We start from the raw sequence: 18,292 nt of genomic DNA on the forward strand, positions 1-18,292 counted from the left end.
CCCGTTCCCGTTTCAGACGACCTCACGGCCGTTTTCTCAACAAAACTGTCCACTATCCAGGAGAGCATCCGATGAAACACCTTCACGATTTACCAGCTTGGTCAAAATTATGGATACATTTTGACGAAACCAAAGAACAACACATGCGCGAAATGTTCGAGCAAGATCCCGAACGTGCCGAGCGCTACTGGCTGCAGGTTGGCGGCCTGACTTTGGATTATTCTAAAAACCGTATCAACGACGAAACCATGTCGCTTTTGTTCGAGTTGGCGCGTGAAGCAGGCGTGCCGGAGCGGATGCAGCAAATGTTCCACGGCGAAAAAATCAATACGACAGAAAACCGCGCCGTACTCCACGTTGCCCTGCGCAACCGCACCAATGCCCCCATTGTTGTGGATGGTGAGGATGTGATGCCTAAAGTCAACCATGTCCTGCAACGCATGGGCGAGTTCGCGCATGAAGTCCGCAGCGGCAGCTGGTTGGGCTATACCAATCAAGTCATTACCGATGTCGTCAACATCGGTATCGGCGGCTCTGACCTCGGCCCTCTGATGATGTGTACCGCGCTCAAGCCTTTCGGCCATCCGCGTTTGAACATGCACTTCGTCTCCAACGTGGACGGCTCCCAACTGCGCGACGTATTGTCCAAAGTCCACCCTGAAACCACGCTGTTCATCATCGCCTCCAAAACCTTCACCACCCAAGAAACCCTCACCAACGCCCTGACCGCGCGTAAATGGTTCTTGGATCATGCAGGCGATGAAAGCGCCGTGGCCAAACACTTCGTTGCTGTATCGACCAACCAAAAAGCCGTTGCCGAATTCGGTATCGATACCGCCAATATGTTTGAATTTTGGGACTGGGTCGGCGGACGATACAGCCTGTGGTCGGCCATCGGCCTGCCGATTATGCTGTATCTCGGCGAAGAAAACTTCATCGAAATGCTCAACGGCGCGCACCTGATGGACCAACACTTCATCAATACGCCGCTAGAGCGCAACATGCCCGTCATCCTCGCCCTTATCGGCATCTGGTACATCAACTACTACGGCGGTGGCAGCCACGTTATCGCGCCTTACGACCAACATCTCCACCGCCTGCCCAAATTCATCCAGCAGCTCGATATGGAGAGCAACGGCAAACAAGTTACCCTTGACGGCAAACCGGTCGGTTACGAAACTTCCCCGATTATTTGGGGCGAAACCGGTATCAACGGCCAGCACGCATTCTTCCAACTGCTGCACCAAGGTACGCACATCACGCCGATTGACCTGATTGCCTCTCTTGAAAAACGCAGCAATTTGCAAGGCCATCACGAAATCCTGTTGGCAAACGTTTTTGCCCAAGCCGAAGCCTTTATGCGTGGCAAAACGCCTGACGAAGTACGCGCCGAGCTTCAAGCCCAAGGCATGGATGAAGCGCGTATCGAAGAGCTGGTTCCGCACAAAACCTTCTCCGGCAACCGTCCGACCAACCTTATCCTCATGGACAAAATCAACCCGCGCAATATGGGCAGTCTGATTGCCATGTACGAACACAAAACCTTCGTTCAAGGCATTATTTGGGGCATCAACAGCTTTGACCAATGGGGCGTAGAACTCGGCAAACAACTGGCCAAAACCATTCTTGCCGAATTGACCGGCGAGACCGAAGTGCAAAAACACGACAGCTCCACTACACGCCTAATTAATCTTTATTTGAACGCCAACAAATAAAGCATTTATTTAAAGCAAAGGCCGTCTGAAAGTTTCAGACGGCCTTTTGTGTTATTCCGGATCATCCGTAAACGCATTTTCCCGAAATATTGGTACAAACGTGAAAAGATACAGTACGAACACGGCGATGGTCAGAAGCGCGGGGACGGTGATGAAAAATATCGGGTTCACGTTCATCAAGAAAGCGCGCGAGACGGCAGCCATAAAGAGCAGGGGGACGGCAATGCGGCAGAGTTTCGGGTAGTCGAGCTTGGTAAAGCCGCTGTGCCACAGTCCTGCGGTCAGCCACACCATCATCACGCCGCCCATCATGCCGCCGAGGGTAATCAAATGCAGGGGGGCAGAGGAGGGCAGATTTTGCAGTTTCTCCACGCCTGCCCACAGATAGCCTGCGGCGGCAAAGAGCTGGAGCAGGTAATAAGTGCAGACGTAGTGTTTGCGCAGGAGTTCGTGATGGTGGAGCTCACGCAGCTTGGCGAGCAGGATGAATCCGACGGCAAGCGCGGTAAAACCGGCGGTTTGCGCGGGCAGCCAAAGTTCGGCGGCGGCGTGCAAGAGCAGGAAAGTAATGGCGATGTTTTTATAAACGATATTTGGAATGAAAACAGGGTCTTTCAGACGGCATTCTTTAAGGGCTTCCGCGCCCAAAAGAATACTGACGCGGACGGATACAAACATGACCGCCGCCATGTTCAGATGTACTTGCGCGCGCAGTAAGTTCAAATCGCCAGTTGCGGCGTAGGCCGTCTGAAAAATAGTAAACGCGGCAAGCAGCATTAAGAGGGCGAAGTTATCAGTGTTGCGGTCGAGCCAAATCAGCCAGGCGCAAAACAGCAGCAATACCAGCCAATAGGCGGCGACGAAAAACGAGGCGGTTTGCGGCGAAAAGGGCAGTATGGCAGATGCGGCGAGCAGTAATGCCGCCATCAAAGTAGCGACAGGTTTTAGACGACCTTTATAACCCGTCCATTCGAGCATGGCTGCAGTCAGGAAGCCGCCGTATGCCGCAGGCAGCATGAGTTCTAAGAAGATTTGGCGGTGCAAAATGACGGCACCGGGGCTGATGAAAAACACCAACGCGCCGAGTATGGCAAGCACCGCTGCACCGACGAAAAACGGCCGCATGGGGTGGGTGAAAAACTTATTCATGGTTTGGCTTGATTCTGCATGAAGATGCTTTCGGATATAGATTTATTGGGCGGACAGGGTTGTATTTTTCGCCAAAGAGGCAAGCCTGCAGCTTGCTTACCCTCTCCCTAGCCCTCTCCCACGGGGAGAGGGAATTGGGCTGTCGAGCCTGAATATTTTCAGGTTTACCTGCCATCTAATTCCCAATCCTGCACTCTTTGATTTTCAGCAACTTGATTCCCTCTCCCCGTGGAAGAGGGCTAGGGAGAGGGCAACGAACCGCAAGGTTTGTCAGATACTCAAATGCCCGTATCATTCATATTATTGATATTATTGTTTGAATTGTATTATTTTCAATAATAATAAATAATCCTAAACCAATATAAATAACAGCCATTATCCAACGACTAAACTTCTCTATAATTTCACCAACACCTGAAATATTAGCCAATCTTTGTGCTGTATATACTAAAACAAAAATCAATATTAAAAATACAAGAAGAGTAACTAATAAGTCGACAAGATCTAAAGTCACAAAGTAAGGAACAAAAAGTCCAATATTATCTGCACCACAACTAGCAACTGTAACCAAAGCAACAATACCGACTAATTTTGACAACCCTTTTTCATCCAATTCTTTTTTAGCTCTTTTTTCGCCCTCACAATCGTCGTAAATAGCAACTTTAATACCTAAGTAAATCGGTATTAAACCTAATAAACCCAACACCCATTTTTCCGGAACATAATGCAAAACAAAAGCTAGAAATAAACTAACTAATATTAAAATTACAGAACCTAAATATTGTCCGATATAAATATCTCGATATTCTTTTCTAGTATTTGCTCTAGCAAAAAATATTAATAGTATTACCAACAAATCTACTGCTGTAGCAATATATAAAACAGCAGCAGTAATCACAGTCGAAAACATAAAGCACCTCATAATGATAATGAATCCCCTGCCCCCTTGGCACCACGGCTTTTTCAAAAACCGAATCGCGTTCGGATAACAGATTCGTATCTTTCGCTAAAGAGGCAAGCCTGCGGCTTGCTTACCCTCTCCCTAGCCCTCTCCCACGGGGAGAGGGAATTGGGCTGTCGAGCCTGAATATTTTTAGGTTTACCTGACATCTGATTCCCAATTCTACGGCTCTCTGATTTTGAGAAACCTGATCCCCTTTCCCCGTGGGAGAGGGCAACGAACCGCAAGGTTTGTCAGAAATTTAAATTCCTATCACTCATAATAATGAATCCCCTGAAACTCTCTTGCCACCACGGCTTCTTCAAAAGCCGAATCGCGTTCGGACAGCGGCGTAGGCAGGGTAATCACGTTTTGCACGTTCATGCCCTTAGTGGAAAGCAGCATGATTTCATGGCTCAGGCGCGCGGCTTCGAAGCGGTCGTGCGTTACCAGCATACACGCCATGCCCTGCTGCTCGATTTTTTCCACCAGCATGGCAACCAAAATATCGCGCAAATCGCGGTCCAAACCGACAAACGGTTCGTCCAGCAAGGCAAGGTCGCAGCCGCACAGCAGCAGGCGCAGAAACGCCACCCGTTTCGCCATACCGCCGGACAACTCGGTCGGATATTTGTTCAAATCGCCCGCAGTCAGCCCGACTTTCGCCGCCAGCGCGATGATTTCGCCTTCATCGGGTTTGTCCATAAAAATCGCGATATTCTGCATCGCGGTCAGGTTTTCCGGCAGGCGGTTTTCCTGAAACAGAAAGCCCGTTTTGCGGAAAGTATTGCGTATCGTACCCGATTTCGGCGTTTCCAAGCCCGCAATCAGCCGCAAAACCGTCGTCTTGCCGCAGCCGCTCGGCCCGAATAAGGCTTTCACTTCGCCATGTTGCAGGTTCAAACTGAAATCGCGCACGATGGGGTCGCGGAGAATTTCAAAACGCACGTTTTCAAGACAGAGCATCATCTTCTCCACGGCATAAACAAAATTTCCAAAGGCTTGGTAATCAAGTATTCAAACAGCGACACAAACACGATAACCAACACCACATAAGCCATCACCGTCGAAGTCTCCAGCATCGCCCTCGCGTCCGCAATCCGCGCGCCCACGCCTTCGCTCGCGCCCAAGAGTTCCGCCATAATCACCACCTTCACCCCCATCGCCACCGCCACGCCGATGCTGGAAATCACATAGCCCGTCAGATGCGGGATATACAGATAACGGATTTTTTTCAGACGGCCTAACTTATAAGCGTCAAACAATTCCTCATGCTGCCTGTTCACGCTCGCCATCCCAACCGCCGCACTCGCAAACGTCAGCGGCGCAACCAACACAATGATGGTAAACAGCACGCTCGGATTGCCGAAACCGAACCAAAACAGAGCCATTACCACCCAAATAATCGGCGGCATCGCCAATAAAACCGTAATCACAGGCTTAAGCAACGCCATCGCCGTCTTAAAACTGCCTGCCACCAGCCCCGCTGTCAATCCTGCTACCAAAGCAACCGAAATGCCCACCACCGACCGCCACAGCGAAATCCCGATTTCGTTTTCCTGAAAATGTTTCAATAAATCCAAAGACTTTTGAAACACCTCCACCGGCGCAGGCAGCATAAACTCGCCGAACACGGCACTGCCCCATGCCCACAACGCCACCACCACCATCGCCACGCTCAGACCGGCAAAGCCGCTCCAAAGGTAGTCGATGATGTAAAACACCGCAGGCTGCGGTTTGCGGATTTTATCGGTTTTAATCATGGTTTGGGTGTTGTTTTGTCGTTATGTTTTGGCAAGGATAGGCCATCTGAAAAAAAGTAGGTCGGATACTCGTATCCGACAGCCCCCGTTTAGCCGAAATGTCGGATTCAAGAATCCGACCTACGCTGCTGGGAATTGATTTAACCTACGCAGCGGATAATGCTCTGAGGTCGTCTGAAAATAGAAGATTGAATACTTGCAACTATTCTACACTTTCAGACGGCCTTTCTCCCATTTTAAGCCAAGAAAAACCCATTATCAGGCAGCTTGCCGCCCAAAAGTTTCGGGTTGAACTGCATCAGGATTTCGTAAAACTTCAAAATCTCGTTCTTCACTTCGCTGCCTTTGGTTACCGTCAGCCGCGCGCCGTCCAAGCCCATGACTAGGGCGGGTTCGGGGGCGGGGAGATAGTTTTTACCGATTTTCGCCGCGCTTTGGCGGTTGGCGAGTATCCAGTTGAGCGCGTTTTTCAAATCCTGATGGAAGAGGTCGAACTGCGCTTTGTGTGCGTGGAAATATTCTTCGTTGGCGATGATGCCTGCCATCGGAATCAGCGGTTTGGTGTCAAACGCCTGTCCCCATGCTTTCACCAAATCAAAGCCGCGCACGACGTTTACGCCCATGGTTTTGCCTTTCAGTAGGCTGGCGGTTGCCATCGGTTCAGGCAGGATGGCGGCGTGGTAGTCCTTGCTTAAAAACAGTCCGACTGCTTCGGGCGGCGTGGCGGTGTAAGTGATGCCGACTTTGTGTACGTCGATTTTCAGTTTTTTCAACAAGGCTTGCAGCACGATGTCGGGCATATCGTTTTTAAACGGCACAAGGATTTTTTTACCGACCAAATCCTGCGGCGAGGCAATCGCGCTGCCTTTGCACATCAGCTGCGTGATGCCGTTGGTCAAAATATTGACCATACCGACTTTCTGCCCTTGGTTGCGCAGGTTTACGCCGACATTGCTCGGACTCATCATTACTTTAAATTGTCCGCTTGCTACACCTGCGCGCAGTTGGTCGGGCGAACGCCAGATTTTCAGCGATACATCCGCCTGTTTCGCCAGCTTGCCTTGCAACGCCGCTACGGCGATGGTAACGCTGGGCATCGCCGGCGCGCCGTACACGGTAAATTGTTCTTTACCGGCTGCCAATAGCGAAGGCGAAACGCCTGCGGCTGCCAGCGCGGCGGTCATTTTTAAGAAATCGCGTCTTTTCAGTTCCATTTTTTATCTCCTAATTCTTAATAAGCCAATGCAGGCATTCTTTCAGACGGCCTGATTTTAAAATGCCGCATGCAAACTCAACCAATATGTCCTGCCCGGTGCATACACGACGCTGGGCGACAGGGCGAGGACGTGGTCGCCGCTGATGTATTCGGCGTATGTTTTGTTGAACACGTTGTTTACGCCCAAGCGTAAGCCGTATTTGTCTTTGAAGTTTACGCCTGCGTACACGTCGGCAACGGTAAAGCCTTTGGCGGCTTCGCGTTTGTCTATGCCCAGACCGCTTGCCGCGTCAAAATCGCCGCGCGTTTGTTTGGCGACAAAGCGTGTCGCCGCGCCGATGTTGTAGCTGCCGTGGGCAAAGTAATTTTTGTAGTCGGCTTGGACGGCGGCTTCAAACGGACGGATTTGATAGAGCGGCCTGCCGTCGGTTTCATTGTGTCCGTAGTTGTAGGCGGCTTTGATGCCTGCCGCCCAATGCGGATTGAAGTTGTAACGCGCATAGGCCTGAGCGGTAAACAATCGCGCGTCCACGTTGCGTGTGATGATGCCGCTGCCTTTGGAAGCCGTGCCGCTTTGTCCGTGGGCGCGGTCAAAAATAATCAGGTCTTTGACTTTGTCTGCCACAAGCGTGCCGCCTACGTTCCAGCCTGCGCCTGCCAACGAGTTCATGTAGCCGTTGTAGTAGTCGTTGCGGCTGTCGGCGGTGAGCTTGATACGGTTGTGTTTTTCGGTTTTCAGCAGGGGATTGCCTGCGATGGCGGCGGCTGGGTTTGGGTTCATCATCATGCCGTTCATACGGTTTTGCACGATGGCGGCAAGCGAGTTGAAGCGTTCGGTGTTGTCGCCGATGCGTTCTAAGTGAGCAAGGGAAACGCTGTATTTTTGCGTTTCAGACGGCGTGAAATCGTATTTGAGTTCGCCTGAGAAGGCATGACGGCGCACTTTGCCGTTGAAGTCGTAGCCGTAATGGGTTTTCCAGATTTGTTGTGATGAGGCGAAGGAGAAACCGGGTTTTATTGGGTTTTCAGGCTGCGCCGTATTTTTGCGTACGTCCGCTTCGTTGATTTCGTAGCTTAAGCCCAAGCCCAGTTTGTGTTGGTCGTCAAACTTGTAAGACAGGGTATCGGCTATGCGCCAGCGGTCGAGGTGTACATCAGCGAAACGGTAGCCGTTGAGGAAATCGCGCATGGCGGTGTGGGCGTTGCGCTCACCGTTTTGGCTGTCGTTGCGGTAGCTGACGGCGGCGGTGTTGTGGAATTTGCCGAAGTCCGCATCGTGTTTGAGCGAGAAGTCGTACACTTTGCGGTCAAGCTCTACGAACACTTGCTGCGGCGTGTTGTTTGGTCGCAAGGAGTAATTGTCGGCATGGCGTTTGAGTTTGATGATGCCTGCTTCTGCGCTGACCGTATTGCTCAAATCGGCATTGCCCCAACGTGCGTTGAGTTTGGCGATATGGCGTTCGGTATCCAATGCGTCGTTGACGAACTGCGGTTGGCGGTCGTTGTTGATGTTGTCGTGTAGGTAGGTGAGGCGGTATTCCTGATTTTCAGACGGCACGAAACCGAGTACCAAAGCTTGATTAAGACGGCTGTATTTCCAATCGGTCTGATTGCCGTCGCCGTCTTTGTAGCCGTTGGCCTTGGTGTGATTGAGGTTGGCTACGCCGTACACCTTTGCCCCACGCGCTTGTGCGGTAACGGAATTGTAAAAGCTTTTGCCGTAAAAGCCGCTGTTTGCTTTCAGCGGACGGAAGGCTTGGTCTATGTTTTCAGTAACAAAGTAATGATCGCTGCGGTCGGTGCGGTCGAATTGGTTTTCGGGGAAATAGCCTTGTGCGGCGGTTGGTGCAATCGGTTTGGGAGGGGAGAAGGTTTTGACAGGCTGGATTTCATCAGGGTCTGCCAAGGTTTCGGCAAAGCCGTTTGCAGCGGCAAAACTGCTCATTAACAGGTAAACCAAATGTTTTCGTTTCATCTTCATCTCCTGATAATCATTTTTATTCATTATGCTCTTGGAGAGAAACAAAGTAAAGAAACGATAAGGTATTTATTGTTGATAAACACTTAGCGTCGAACACAAATCGGCAAGGAGGAAAATTTTTAGAAGAGGGGAGCGGCGGCGCAGGTTGTATTTGCTCCGAAATCGGGTTTTATCTTCTATTAGTATTTTAGGTTAATAAAGCAAAAGGCCGTCTGAAAACCTCTCTCTTTTCAGATGGCCTTTTGCTGGGTATAATAAATTTACGAATCATTATTATTTCTGTTTAAATGTAGGAGAAACGCATGAGTACCCGTACCGAACACGACACCATGGGCAATGTCGAAGTCCCGTCCGAAGCCTATTGGGGCGCGCAGACCCAGCGCAGCCGTAACAATTTCAAAATCGGCGGCGAAACCCTGCCGCAGCCGTTGATTTATGCTTTGGCGCTGGTGAAAAAAGCCGCTGCCGCCACCAATGTTTCCCTCGGCAGGATTAAGCCCGAACAGGCAGATTTGATTACGCAGGCGGCAGACGACGTGTTGAACGGCAAGCTCGACGGGCAGTTCCCATTGGTAGTGTGGCAGACCGGCTCCGGCACGCAATCCAATATGAACATGAACGAAGTGTTGGCAAACCGCGCCAACGAAATCGCCGGTACAGGTTTGGCGGCGTATCAGCCCGTCCATCCCAACGACCATGTGAACCACGCACAATCGACCAATGACGCGTTCCCGACCGCCATCCATGTCGCCGCCGCGATTGAAATCAACCGTCACCTTATTCCGGCGGTAAAAACCTTGCGCGATACATTGGACAAAAAAGCCCAAGCTTTCGCCCCTATCGTCAAAATCGGCCGCACTCACTTGCAAGATGCGACGCCGTTGACTTTGGGACAAGAGTTTTCCGGCTACGTTTCCCAGCTCGATCACGGTTTAGGCCGTCTGAACGATGCACTTAAAGACTTGTATGAACTCGCTTTGGGCGGCACGGCGGTAGGCACGGGCTTGAACAGCCATCCCGAATACGCCGAAAAAGCCGCCGCAAAACTCGCCGAATTGTCCGGCCTGCCGTTTGTCAGCGCGCCGAACAAATTTGAAGCCTTGGGCGGACGCGATGCCGCCGTTGCCGCTTCGGGTGCATTGAAAACGCTGGCGGCAAGCCTGAACAAAATCGCCAACGACATCCGCTGGCTGGCAAGCGGGCCGCGCTGCGGTTTGGGCGAAATTAAAATCCCCGAAAACGAGCCGGGTTCGTCCATCATGCCGGGCAAAGTCAACCCGACCCAATGCGAAGCGATGACCATGGTGTGCTGCCAAGTGTTCGGCAACGACGTCACCATCGGCATGGCAGGCGCGTCGGGCAATTTCGAGCTGAACGTCTATATGCCCGTTATCGCTTACAATCTCTTGCAATCCATCCGCCTCTTGGGTGACGTGTGCAACAGCTTCAACGAACACTGCGCCGTCGGCATCGAACCCGTGCCGGAAAAAATCGATTATTTCTTGCACCATTCTCTGATGTTGGTTACTGCGTTAAACCGCAAAATCGGCTACGAAAACGCCGCCAAAGTCGCCAAAACCGCCTATAAAAACGACAAATCGTTGCGCGAAACCGCCATCGAATTGGGCTTGTTGACGGGAGAAGAGTTTGATGAATTGGTCGTTCCTGCCGATATGGTTCATCCGCGTTAAGCTTTAATAATGAAACATGCCGTCTGAAAATGTGTTCAGACGGCATGTTTTTATGCTGCGCTTGTCTTTTCTTCTAATAGGGCAAAAATCATTGGCGTCAGATTGACGACCATTAGAAATATTATTGAGCTCAAAAATGTACGCCAGGCGTAATGCCATGCTTCCGTTCTGTCTGCTTGGCGGAGGAGCGATGCAGTATAGCGGTTGTGTAGGGTTTTTGCGGTGTCATTGTTTTCCAAATAATCCAACGAAAGTACCAATAATTTGCCTGTGTCTTTGTGTTGTAAGAATTTGGCATGTTCAACCCAGATGCCCGGCTTGGCGTGTTCGCATAAAGATTCAATGCCGACGCAAGAGGCCAAGCTGTTTTGGTTGTTTTGCAAAATCGACAGCTCGTTTTTTTCAGCCTGCATGGTGGCGGCGGAGGTTTGATGAAGGTATGCGCTCATGCCGTTGCTCTCTATTGCTTGAAAATCATGGAGCTGGCTGAATCCGCCATTTTCCCAGGCAACGAATACGGCATAGCATCCGCAGCATAGGCAGATCATGATCAATTTTAAGACAATGTTTTTCATCCTTGCTCCTTTTGTTTGAGTAGGGCGGCAAAGTCAGGAGGCGTGTTTTCTCGTTTGAAGGTAAGTTTAGGTTTTATCTGTTTTTATTGTGAGGTTGAGTGTAACACGGGTAATCAAAAGGCCGTCTGAAAATTTTCAGACGGCCTTTTACTTATGTGTTTAGATGGATTTAAGCCAACAATTCACGCCAGCGTTTCACTTGGAAACGGACTTGTTCAGGCGCGGTGCCGCCCAAGTGGTTGCGCGCGTTTAAGCTGCCTTCGGGTGTCAGCACGCTGTAAACGTCGTCGGCAATCAAACCGCTGAAACCTCGCAGGACTTCAAGCGGCAATTCGCTTAAATCAACGCCAGCTTCATCGGCATGGCGCACGGCTTGGGCAACGACTTCGTGGCTGTCGCGGAAAGGCATGCCTTTTTTCACTAAGTAATCCGCCAAATCGGTAGCCGTTGCAAAACCCTGCATTACGGCGGCGCGCATATTGTCGGGTTTGACGGTCACGCCGCGCATCATGTCGGCGTAAATGCGCAGGGTGTCGATAAGCGTGTCGGCAGTATCAAACAAAGGCTCTTTGTCTTCCTGATTGTCTTTGTTGTATGCTAAAGGTTGCGATTTCATCAGGGTAACCAGGCCGATCAGGTGGCCAATCACGCGACCGGATTTACCGCGCACGAGTTCGGGTACGTCGGGGTTTTTCTTTTGCGGCATGATGGAAGAGCCGGTGCAGAAACGGTCGGCAATATCGATGAAGCCGAAACGCGGGCTCATCCACAAAATCAATTCTTCGGAAAGACGGCTCAGGTGAACCATAATCAGAGAAGCGGCAGCCGTGAACTCAATGGCAAAATCGCGGTCAGATACGGCATCGAGCGAGTTTTGGCAGATTTGCTCAAATCCCAGCAGCTCGGCGGTAATTTCGCGTTGAATCGGGTAGGTGGTACCGGCCAGTGCGGCGGCGCCGAGCGGCATACGGTTGACGCGTTTGCGGCAGTCGGCCATGCGCTCGAAATCACGGCCGAGCATTTCAACATAGGCGAGCATGTGATGCCCGAAGCTGACCGGTTGGGCAACTTGCAGATGGGTAAAGCCGGGCATGACGGTTTCGGCGTTTTGTTCCGCCAAATCAACCAAGGCCGTCTGAAGGTTTTGAATCAGGCTTTGAATAACGGTAATTTGATCGCGCAGCCACAGGCGGATGTCGGTAGAGACTTGGTCGTTGCGGCTGCGGCCGGTGTGCAGGCGTTTGCCGGCATCGCCGATTTTGTCGGTGAGGCGGCGTTCGATGTTCATGTGGACATCTTCCAAATCCAGCGACCAGGAAATCGTTCCTTCTTTGATTTCTGCTATAATCTCGGCCATGCCCTGACGGATGGCGGAGAGGTCGTCTTCGCTCAAAACGCCCGACTGTGTCAGCATTTGCGCGTGTGCCAGCGAGCCTTGGATGTCCCATTCTGCCAGTCGTTTGTCAAAATCAATCGAGCCGGTATATTTTTTAACCAGCTCGGAAACAGGTTCGTTAAAACGGCCTGACCAGGTTTTGTCCTTGCTCATATCAGCATCCTTAAAATATAAATAAAAAAACAGGGTCTACGTCTTCAATATAGCAGACCCGTCTATACATTATGAAAGAAAACGGTTGAAATCATGTCTATTATACGTCAAATAAACCAGAATTTCGCAGTGCCGGATTTGCGCAATTCCGCAACTCTGGTGCGCCTGCTCATTGTTTTGTTAATCAGTTTGTTTATCTTTCCGTTGATGACGGTATCGGGCGTACCTTATCCGGAACAGATTTTCCAACATTTTTCATGGGCTTGCCCCGTCATCCTTTTAATTTTACTCAAGGTCTATTTCTTACAGGCATTTGCGCCGTCCCTGCTTCGCTCGCAGTACAGCGTTGTGGTTTCCTACGTCTCCAACCTGCTGATTTTCTTGTTTGTCGATCTAGTGATTTTGAAGACGCAAATTTGGCCGCTGATTCAACACTTCTTCTTGTTGACCTTTTTTTGTTTCAGTTTCATGTACATCGAAGCCGCCCGCCGCAACAGCCTTGCGCCTTCCATTTCCGAAGCCAGGCTGAGTGCGTTGACGGCGCGTATCCGTCCGCATTTCTTGTTTAACAGCCTGAATGCCGCCATCAGCTTAATCCGTCTGCGTCCGTATGATGCGGAAACTTTGCTGGAAAATCTGGCCAACCTGTTCCGCGCGCAACTGCGCGATGGTAGTCAAAACAGCACCTTGGGGCAGGAAATCGAGTGGGCACAGGAATATATTGCCATCGAGCAAATCCGAATGGGACATATGCGCGTACAGGTCATGTGGCAGCATCATGCGCCCGATGATGCCGAAACGCCACATCTGCTGCTGCAGCCGCTTTTGGAGAATGCCGTATTTCATGGTGTCGAATCTATCCACCGTCCAGGGATAATTACGGTATTAACAAAATTGGAAAAATCATCTATTTTCATCAGTATCGAAAATCCGTGCGGAACAGAACCTAACGAAAATACCAAGCCGCATAAAGGCAATTCTATGGCTCTGCGCAATCTGAAAGAGCGCTTGACTTTGATGTATGACACCGACGCGAAAATCAGAAACATCCAATCAGACGGCCTGTTCCGCGTTGAAATCATATTGCCGTATCGTAAAAAATCAGCCGAAGTTTCTCGTCTGTTTGGCTAAAACGCTTAGAAGAGGGCGGCTTTAGATAGGTTAGACTATTAATACATTAAACAAAATAGTTTAAATTTATTACATTCAGTAACATAACTGTTCCCATTTTTTGAAAACTGGTCTATGATACTTAAAAGGATTGTTTACAATCCTTAATTGCAAATCATTTGCAATTGTCCAGAAGAAAAAACAGAAAAAGGAACAAAGAGATGTTAGAAGCCTATCGTAAAGCCGCCGCCGAGCGCGCCGCCCTTGGTATTCCCGCCCTTCCTCTGACTGCTCAGCAGACTGCTGATTTGGTTGAGCTGCTGAAAAATCCACCTGCCGGTGAAGGTGAATTCTTGGTTGAGCTGTTGGCTCACCGCGTACCACCCGGTGTGGATGATGCCGCTAAAGTAAAAGCCTCATTTTTGGCAGCCGTTGCCGAAGGTAGCGCATCCAGTCCGCTGATTTCCCCTGAGTATGCTACCGAGCTGTTGGGCACCATGCTTGGCGGTTACAACATTCATGCACTCATCGAACTCTTGGACAACGACAAACTTGCGCCTATCGCTGCAAATGGTCTGAAACACACTCTGTTGATGTTTGACTCTTTCCACGATGTTCAAGAAAAAGCCGAAAAAGGCAATAAATACGCGCAAGAAGTATTGCAATCTTGGGCAGATGCCGAATGGTTCACTTCTCGTGCCAAAGTTCCAGAAAAAATCACTGTTACCGTATTCAAAGTTGACGGTGAAACCAATACAGACGACCTCTCTCCTGCACCTGATGCATGGAGCCGTCCTGATATCCCTCTGCACGCGCTGGCGATGTTGAAAAACCCGCGCGACGGCATCAATCCTGACAAACCGGGCGAAGTCGGTCCGATTAAATTATTGGAAGAACTCAAAGCCAAAGGCCATCCGGTTGCTTACGTTGGCGACGTGGTCGGTACCGGTTCTTCACGTAAATCCGCGACCAACTCTGTCATTTGGCATACAGGCGAAGATATTCCGTTCGTACCGAACAAACGTTTCGGTGGCGTATGCCTGGGTGGCAAAATTGCTCCTATTTTCTTCAATACTCAAGAAGACTCCGGCGCACTGCCGATTGAAGTCGATGTTTCCGCGCTGAAAATGGGCGATGTCGTCGATATCCTGCCTTATGAAGGCAAGATCGTGAAAAACGGCGAAACTGTTGCCGATTTTGAATTGAAATCACAAGTATTGCTGGATGAAGTACAAGCCGGTGGCCGTATCAACCTAATTATCGGTCGCGGCCTGACTGCCAAAGCGCGCGAAGCACTGAAATTGCCTGCTTCTACCGAGTTCCGTCTGCCTCAAGCGCCTGCCGAAAGCAAAGCCGGTTTCACCTTGGCTCAAAAAATGGTTGGTCGTGCCTGCGGTTTGCCGGAAGGCAAAGGCGTGCGTCCGGGTACTTACTGCGAACCACGCATGACTACTGTCGGCTCGCAAGATACTACCGGCCCTATGACTCGCGACGAATTGAAAGACCTGGCTTGCTTGGGCTTCTCAGCAGATATGGTGATGCAGTCTTTCTGTCACACCGCTGCTTATCCAAAACCTGTCGATGTGAGAACCCATAAAGAATTGCCTGCCTTCATCTCTACCCGTGGCGGTGTATCCCTGCGTCCGGGCGATGGCGTGATTCACTCATGGCTCAACCGTCTGCTGTTGCCTGATACAGTCGGTACAGGCGGCGACAGCCACACTCGTTTCCCTATCGGTATTTCTTTCCCTGCCGGCTCCGGCTTGGTTGCTTTCGCAGCAGCTACTGGTGTAATGCCGCTCGATATGCCTGAGTCTGTATTGGTACGCTTCAGCGGCAAACTGCAACCGGGCGTAACCCTGCGCGATTTGGTGAATGCCATTCCGTTGTACGCGATTAAACAAGGTTTGCTGACTGTTGCCAAAGCCGGTAAGAAAAACATCTTTTCCGGCCGCATCCTCGAAATCGAAGGCCTGCCTGATTTGAAAGTGGAACAAGCCTTTGAGTTGACTGATGCGTCCGCCGAACGCTCCGCTGCTGGCTGTACTGTGAAGCTCAACAAAGAGCCGATTATCGAGTATATGAAATCCAACATTGTGTTGATGAAAAACATGATTGCCAACGGCTATCAAGATTCGCGCACTTTGGAACGCCGTATCAAAGCCATGGAAGCATGGTTGGCAAATCCTGAATTGCTCGAAGCGGATAAAGATGCCGAATACGCCGCCGTGATTGAGATCAACATGGACGATATTAAAGAGCCGATTATTGCTTGCCCGAACGACCCTGACGACGTGTGCTTCATGTCTGAACGCTCCGGCACCAAAATCGACGAAGTGTTCATCGGTTCTTGTATGACCAACATCGGCCACTTCCGTGCCGCTTCCAAACTCTTGGAAGGTAAAACCGACATCCCGGTACGTCTGTGGATGGCACCACCGACCAAAATGGATGCGAAAGAGCTGTCTGACGAAGGTCACTACGGCGTACTCGGCCGTGCAGGCGCGCGTATGGAAATGCCGGGTTGCTCATTGTGTATGGGTAACCAAGCCCAAGTACACGAAGGCGCAACCGTCATGTCCACTTCCACCCGCAACTTCCCGAACCGCTTGGGTAAAAACACCTTTGTTTACCTCGGCTCGGCTGAGTTGGCGGCAATCTGCTCCAAACTGGGTAAAATCCCGACTGTTGAAGAATACCAAGCCAATATCGGCATCATCAACGAGCAGGGCGACCAAATCTACCGCTACATGAACTTCAACGAAATCGATAGCTACAACGAAGTAGCCGAAACCGTGAATGTTTAATATAGCAAGGTAAACCGATTTTCAGACGGCCTTAAATAATAAAGGCCGTCTGAAACGGAAAAATAAAGGGCGTGTTCATCACGTCCTTTTTATTTTTAGTTTAATAAAAGGCCGTCTGAAAGATAAGTTTCAGACGGCCTTTGCTTAGGATAAATAATCAGAAAACCGATTAATCAGCGTTGTTTACTTTACGCCAAAACCAGGTTGGAGCAGGGCGCAAGGCTGACGCTCGTGACGGCTGCGGCGTGTTCTGCCGGCAATTTTGCCGCAGACAATACCCGGATCGTTTTTCTCTTCTGCTTTTTTCGAGTTTTTGTCTGATTTATTTGCGTATTCGTTGCGTTTGTTTCTATCTTCGCGGCGAGAGCGGCTGTCGTTATGCTGAACCGGTTGCGCTTCGGCTTCATCTTGATTGTCGTTGCCCCACCAATGCGGATCAAAGCCTTCGATGCGTTCCACATTCAAATTGCTGCCGGTCAGCTCTTTAATGGATTCAAACATTTTCTGTTCGGTTTTATCCATTAAGGAAATGGCAACGCCGTCGGCACCGGCTCGGCCGGTACGTCCGATGCGGTGGACGTAGTCTTCAGGTTGGGTTGGTAGTTCGTAGTTGATGACGAAAGGCAACTCGGCAATATCCAGGCCGCGCGCTGCAACGTCAGTGGCAACCAAAACGCGTAATGTACCTTCTTTAAAGGCGTTGAGGGTTTCCAGTCGGCTTTGTTGGGATTTGTCGCCGTGGATGGATTGCGCAGCGATATTGCGGCGGACGAGGTCGCGGGTAACTTGATCGACGCTTTGTTTGGTTTTGCAGAAAACAATAACTTGATTCATATGCAAATCAACAATCAGACGTTCGAGCAGGTTGCGTTTTTTAAGTGCATCAACGGCAATGATGTGTTGCTCGACATTGGCGTTGGTGGTGTTTTGCGCGGCCACCTCGACCATTTCAGGCGTGTGCATAAAATCTTGTGCAAGCTTGCGGATAGGCGGTGAGAAAGTGGCGGAAAAAAGCAGGGTTTGTCGCTGTTTGGGCAACATCTGCATGATTTTGCGGATATCGTCGATGAAACCCATATCAAGCATACGGTCGGCTTCATCGAGTACAACGATTTCAACTTTGTTTAAATTGATGTTTTTTTGTTTGACGTGGTCGAGCAGTCGGCCAACCGTGGCAACAACGATTTCACAACCGGCGCGCAAGTCGGCAGTTTGTTTGTCCATATTGATGCCGCCGAAGAGGACGGTATGGCGCAAAGGAAGATTTTTAATGTATGCCTGTACGTTTTGATCGATTTGATCGGCCAGTTCGCGGGTCGGGGTCAATACCAACATGCGGACAGGGTGCATGGCAGGGGAGGTGCTGGATGTAGCGTAGCGTTTCAGACGTTCGAGGCTGGGCAGCATAAAGGCGGCGGTTTTACCTGTGCCGGTTTGTGCTGCGGCCAAAAGGTCGTGTCCTGCCAAGGCTTTAGGAATCGCTGCTGCTTGAATAGGCGTCGGGTTTTCATAACCCTGATCAGTCAGGGCAGAGACTAATTCGCTGCCTAAACCGAGTGAAGAGAAAGGATTCATGATGGTGGCTTTCTGTTCAGACGGCCTTTTGAATGATAGGCCGTCTGAAAAATCTGATTCTGAAATGGACAAACCGCAGTATGATGTTGATTCTGCGGTTTGAAAAAATGGGGAGCGGAATAATCCGTCAAGTAGTTCATTATGCCATAAAAAGAGGGACTCCCCAAATGATGGTTGCGGCTAGAATTGACCAAGTTTTGATATTTTTACAGTTCAAAAAC

13 protein-coding genes are annotated in these 18,292 nt (G+C 50.3%); 4 read left to right on the top strand and 9 right to left on the bottom strand.

Annotated features, from left to right (window positions below; translation table 11 throughout):
- Positions 1 to 71: 71 nt before the first annotated feature.
- Entirely contained in the window at positions 72 to 1,715 is a 1,644-nt protein-coding gene (gene pgi, locus ACTHTY_RS00600; protein ID WP_440366145.1) for a glucose-6-phosphate isomerase, read from the top strand.
- A gap of 51 nt (positions 1,716 to 1,766) precedes the next feature.
- Here the strand turns inward: pgi and ACTHTY_RS00605 are convergent, their stop codons facing one another.
- The 6 genes from ACTHTY_RS00605 to ACTHTY_RS00630 all read right to left on the bottom strand — a co-directional run bounded on the left by ACTHTY_RS00605 (position 1,767) and on the right by ACTHTY_RS00630 (position 8,758).
- Positions 1,767 to 2,864, bottom strand: a complete 1,098-nt coding sequence (locus ACTHTY_RS00605) for an NnrS family protein (protein ID WP_440366146.1) — start codon at positions 2,862 to 2,864, stop codon at positions 1,767 to 1,769.
- 295 nt (positions 2,865 to 3,159) lie between these two features.
- Entirely contained in the window at positions 3,160 to 3,774 is a 615-nt protein-coding gene (locus ACTHTY_RS00610) for a CadD family cadmium resistance transporter (RefSeq protein ID WP_199903545.1), read from the bottom strand.
- A gap of 303 nt (positions 3,775 to 4,077) precedes the next feature.
- Positions 4,078 to 4,770: an ATP-binding cassette domain-containing protein gene (locus ACTHTY_RS00615; RefSeq protein WP_182096250.1), complete on the bottom strand. Its 693-nt coding sequence runs from the start codon at positions 4,768 to 4,770 to the stop codon at positions 4,078 to 4,080.
- Positions 4,770 to 5,567, bottom strand: coding sequence for an ABC transporter permease (locus ACTHTY_RS00620; RefSeq protein ID WP_371459415.1), 798 nt, complete (start codon positions 5,565 to 5,567; stop codon positions 4,770 to 4,772). The genes ACTHTY_RS00615 and ACTHTY_RS00620 overlap by 1 nt, the downstream gene beginning before the upstream one ends.
- A 236-nt stretch (positions 5,568 to 5,803) precedes the next feature.
- On the bottom strand, positions 5,804 to 6,781 hold the full coding sequence (locus ACTHTY_RS00625) for an ABC transporter substrate-binding protein (RefSeq protein ID WP_440366147.1): 978 nt from the start codon (positions 6,779 to 6,781) through the stop codon (positions 5,804 to 5,806).
- A gap of 57 nt (positions 6,782 to 6,838) precedes the next feature.
- The gene (locus tag ACTHTY_RS00630) at positions 6,839 to 8,758 is read right to left on the bottom strand and encodes a TonB-dependent receptor (RefSeq protein ID WP_440366148.1); all 1,920 of its coding nucleotides are present in this window, start codon (positions 8,756 to 8,758) and stop codon (positions 6,839 to 6,841) included.
- 308 nt (positions 8,759 to 9,066) lie between these two features.
- On the opposite strand from ACTHTY_RS00630, the gene fumC reads away from it, so the two are divergent.
- On the top strand, positions 9,067 to 10,455 hold the full coding sequence (gene fumC / locus ACTHTY_RS00635) for a class II fumarate hydratase (protein WP_440366149.1): 1,389 nt from the start codon (positions 9,067 to 9,069) through the stop codon (positions 10,453 to 10,455).
- A gap of 50 nt (positions 10,456 to 10,505) precedes the next feature.
- On the opposite strand, the gene ACTHTY_RS00640 is transcribed toward fumC, so the two are convergent.
- Together ACTHTY_RS00640 and argH are read right to left on the bottom strand one after the other, a co-directional pair.
- Positions 10,506 to 11,030 carry a hypothetical protein gene (locus ACTHTY_RS00640; protein WP_440366150.1) on the bottom strand — a complete coding sequence of 175 codons (525 nt, stop codon included), beginning with the start codon at positions 11,028 to 11,030 and terminating at the stop codon, positions 10,506 to 10,508.
- 169 nt (positions 11,031 to 11,199) lie between these two features.
- Positions 11,200 to 12,579, bottom strand: coding sequence for an argininosuccinate lyase (gene argH, locus ACTHTY_RS00645; protein WP_440366151.1), 1,380 nt, complete (start codon positions 12,577 to 12,579; stop codon positions 11,200 to 11,202).
- 93 nt (positions 12,580 to 12,672) lie between these two features.
- On the opposite strand from argH, the gene ACTHTY_RS00650 reads away from it, so the two are divergent.
- Positions 12,673 to 13,710, top strand: a complete 1,038-nt coding sequence (locus ACTHTY_RS00650) for a sensor histidine kinase (RefSeq protein WP_440366152.1) — start codon at positions 12,673 to 12,675, stop codon at positions 13,708 to 13,710.
- A gap of 200 nt (positions 13,711 to 13,910) precedes the next feature.
- Positions 13,911 to 16,496, top strand: coding sequence for a bifunctional aconitate hydratase 2/2-methylisocitrate dehydratase (gene acnB, locus ACTHTY_RS00655; RefSeq protein ID WP_049331611.1), 2,586 nt, complete (start codon positions 13,911 to 13,913; stop codon positions 16,494 to 16,496).
- 183 nt (positions 16,497 to 16,679) lie between these two features.
- Here the strand turns inward: acnB and ACTHTY_RS00660 are convergent, their stop codons facing one another.
- On the bottom strand, positions 16,680 to 18,074 hold the full coding sequence (locus ACTHTY_RS00660) for a DEAD/DEAH box helicase (protein ID WP_440366463.1): 1,395 nt from the start codon (positions 18,072 to 18,074) through the stop codon (positions 16,680 to 16,682).
- Between the last annotated feature and the right edge of the window lie 218 nt (positions 18,075 to 18,292).

Origin of the sequence: Neisseria sp. P0019.S002 (assembly GCF_051957155.1) — a bacterium.
GTDB lineage: Bacteria > Pseudomonadota > Gammaproteobacteria > Burkholderiales > Neisseriaceae > Neisseria > Neisseria perflava.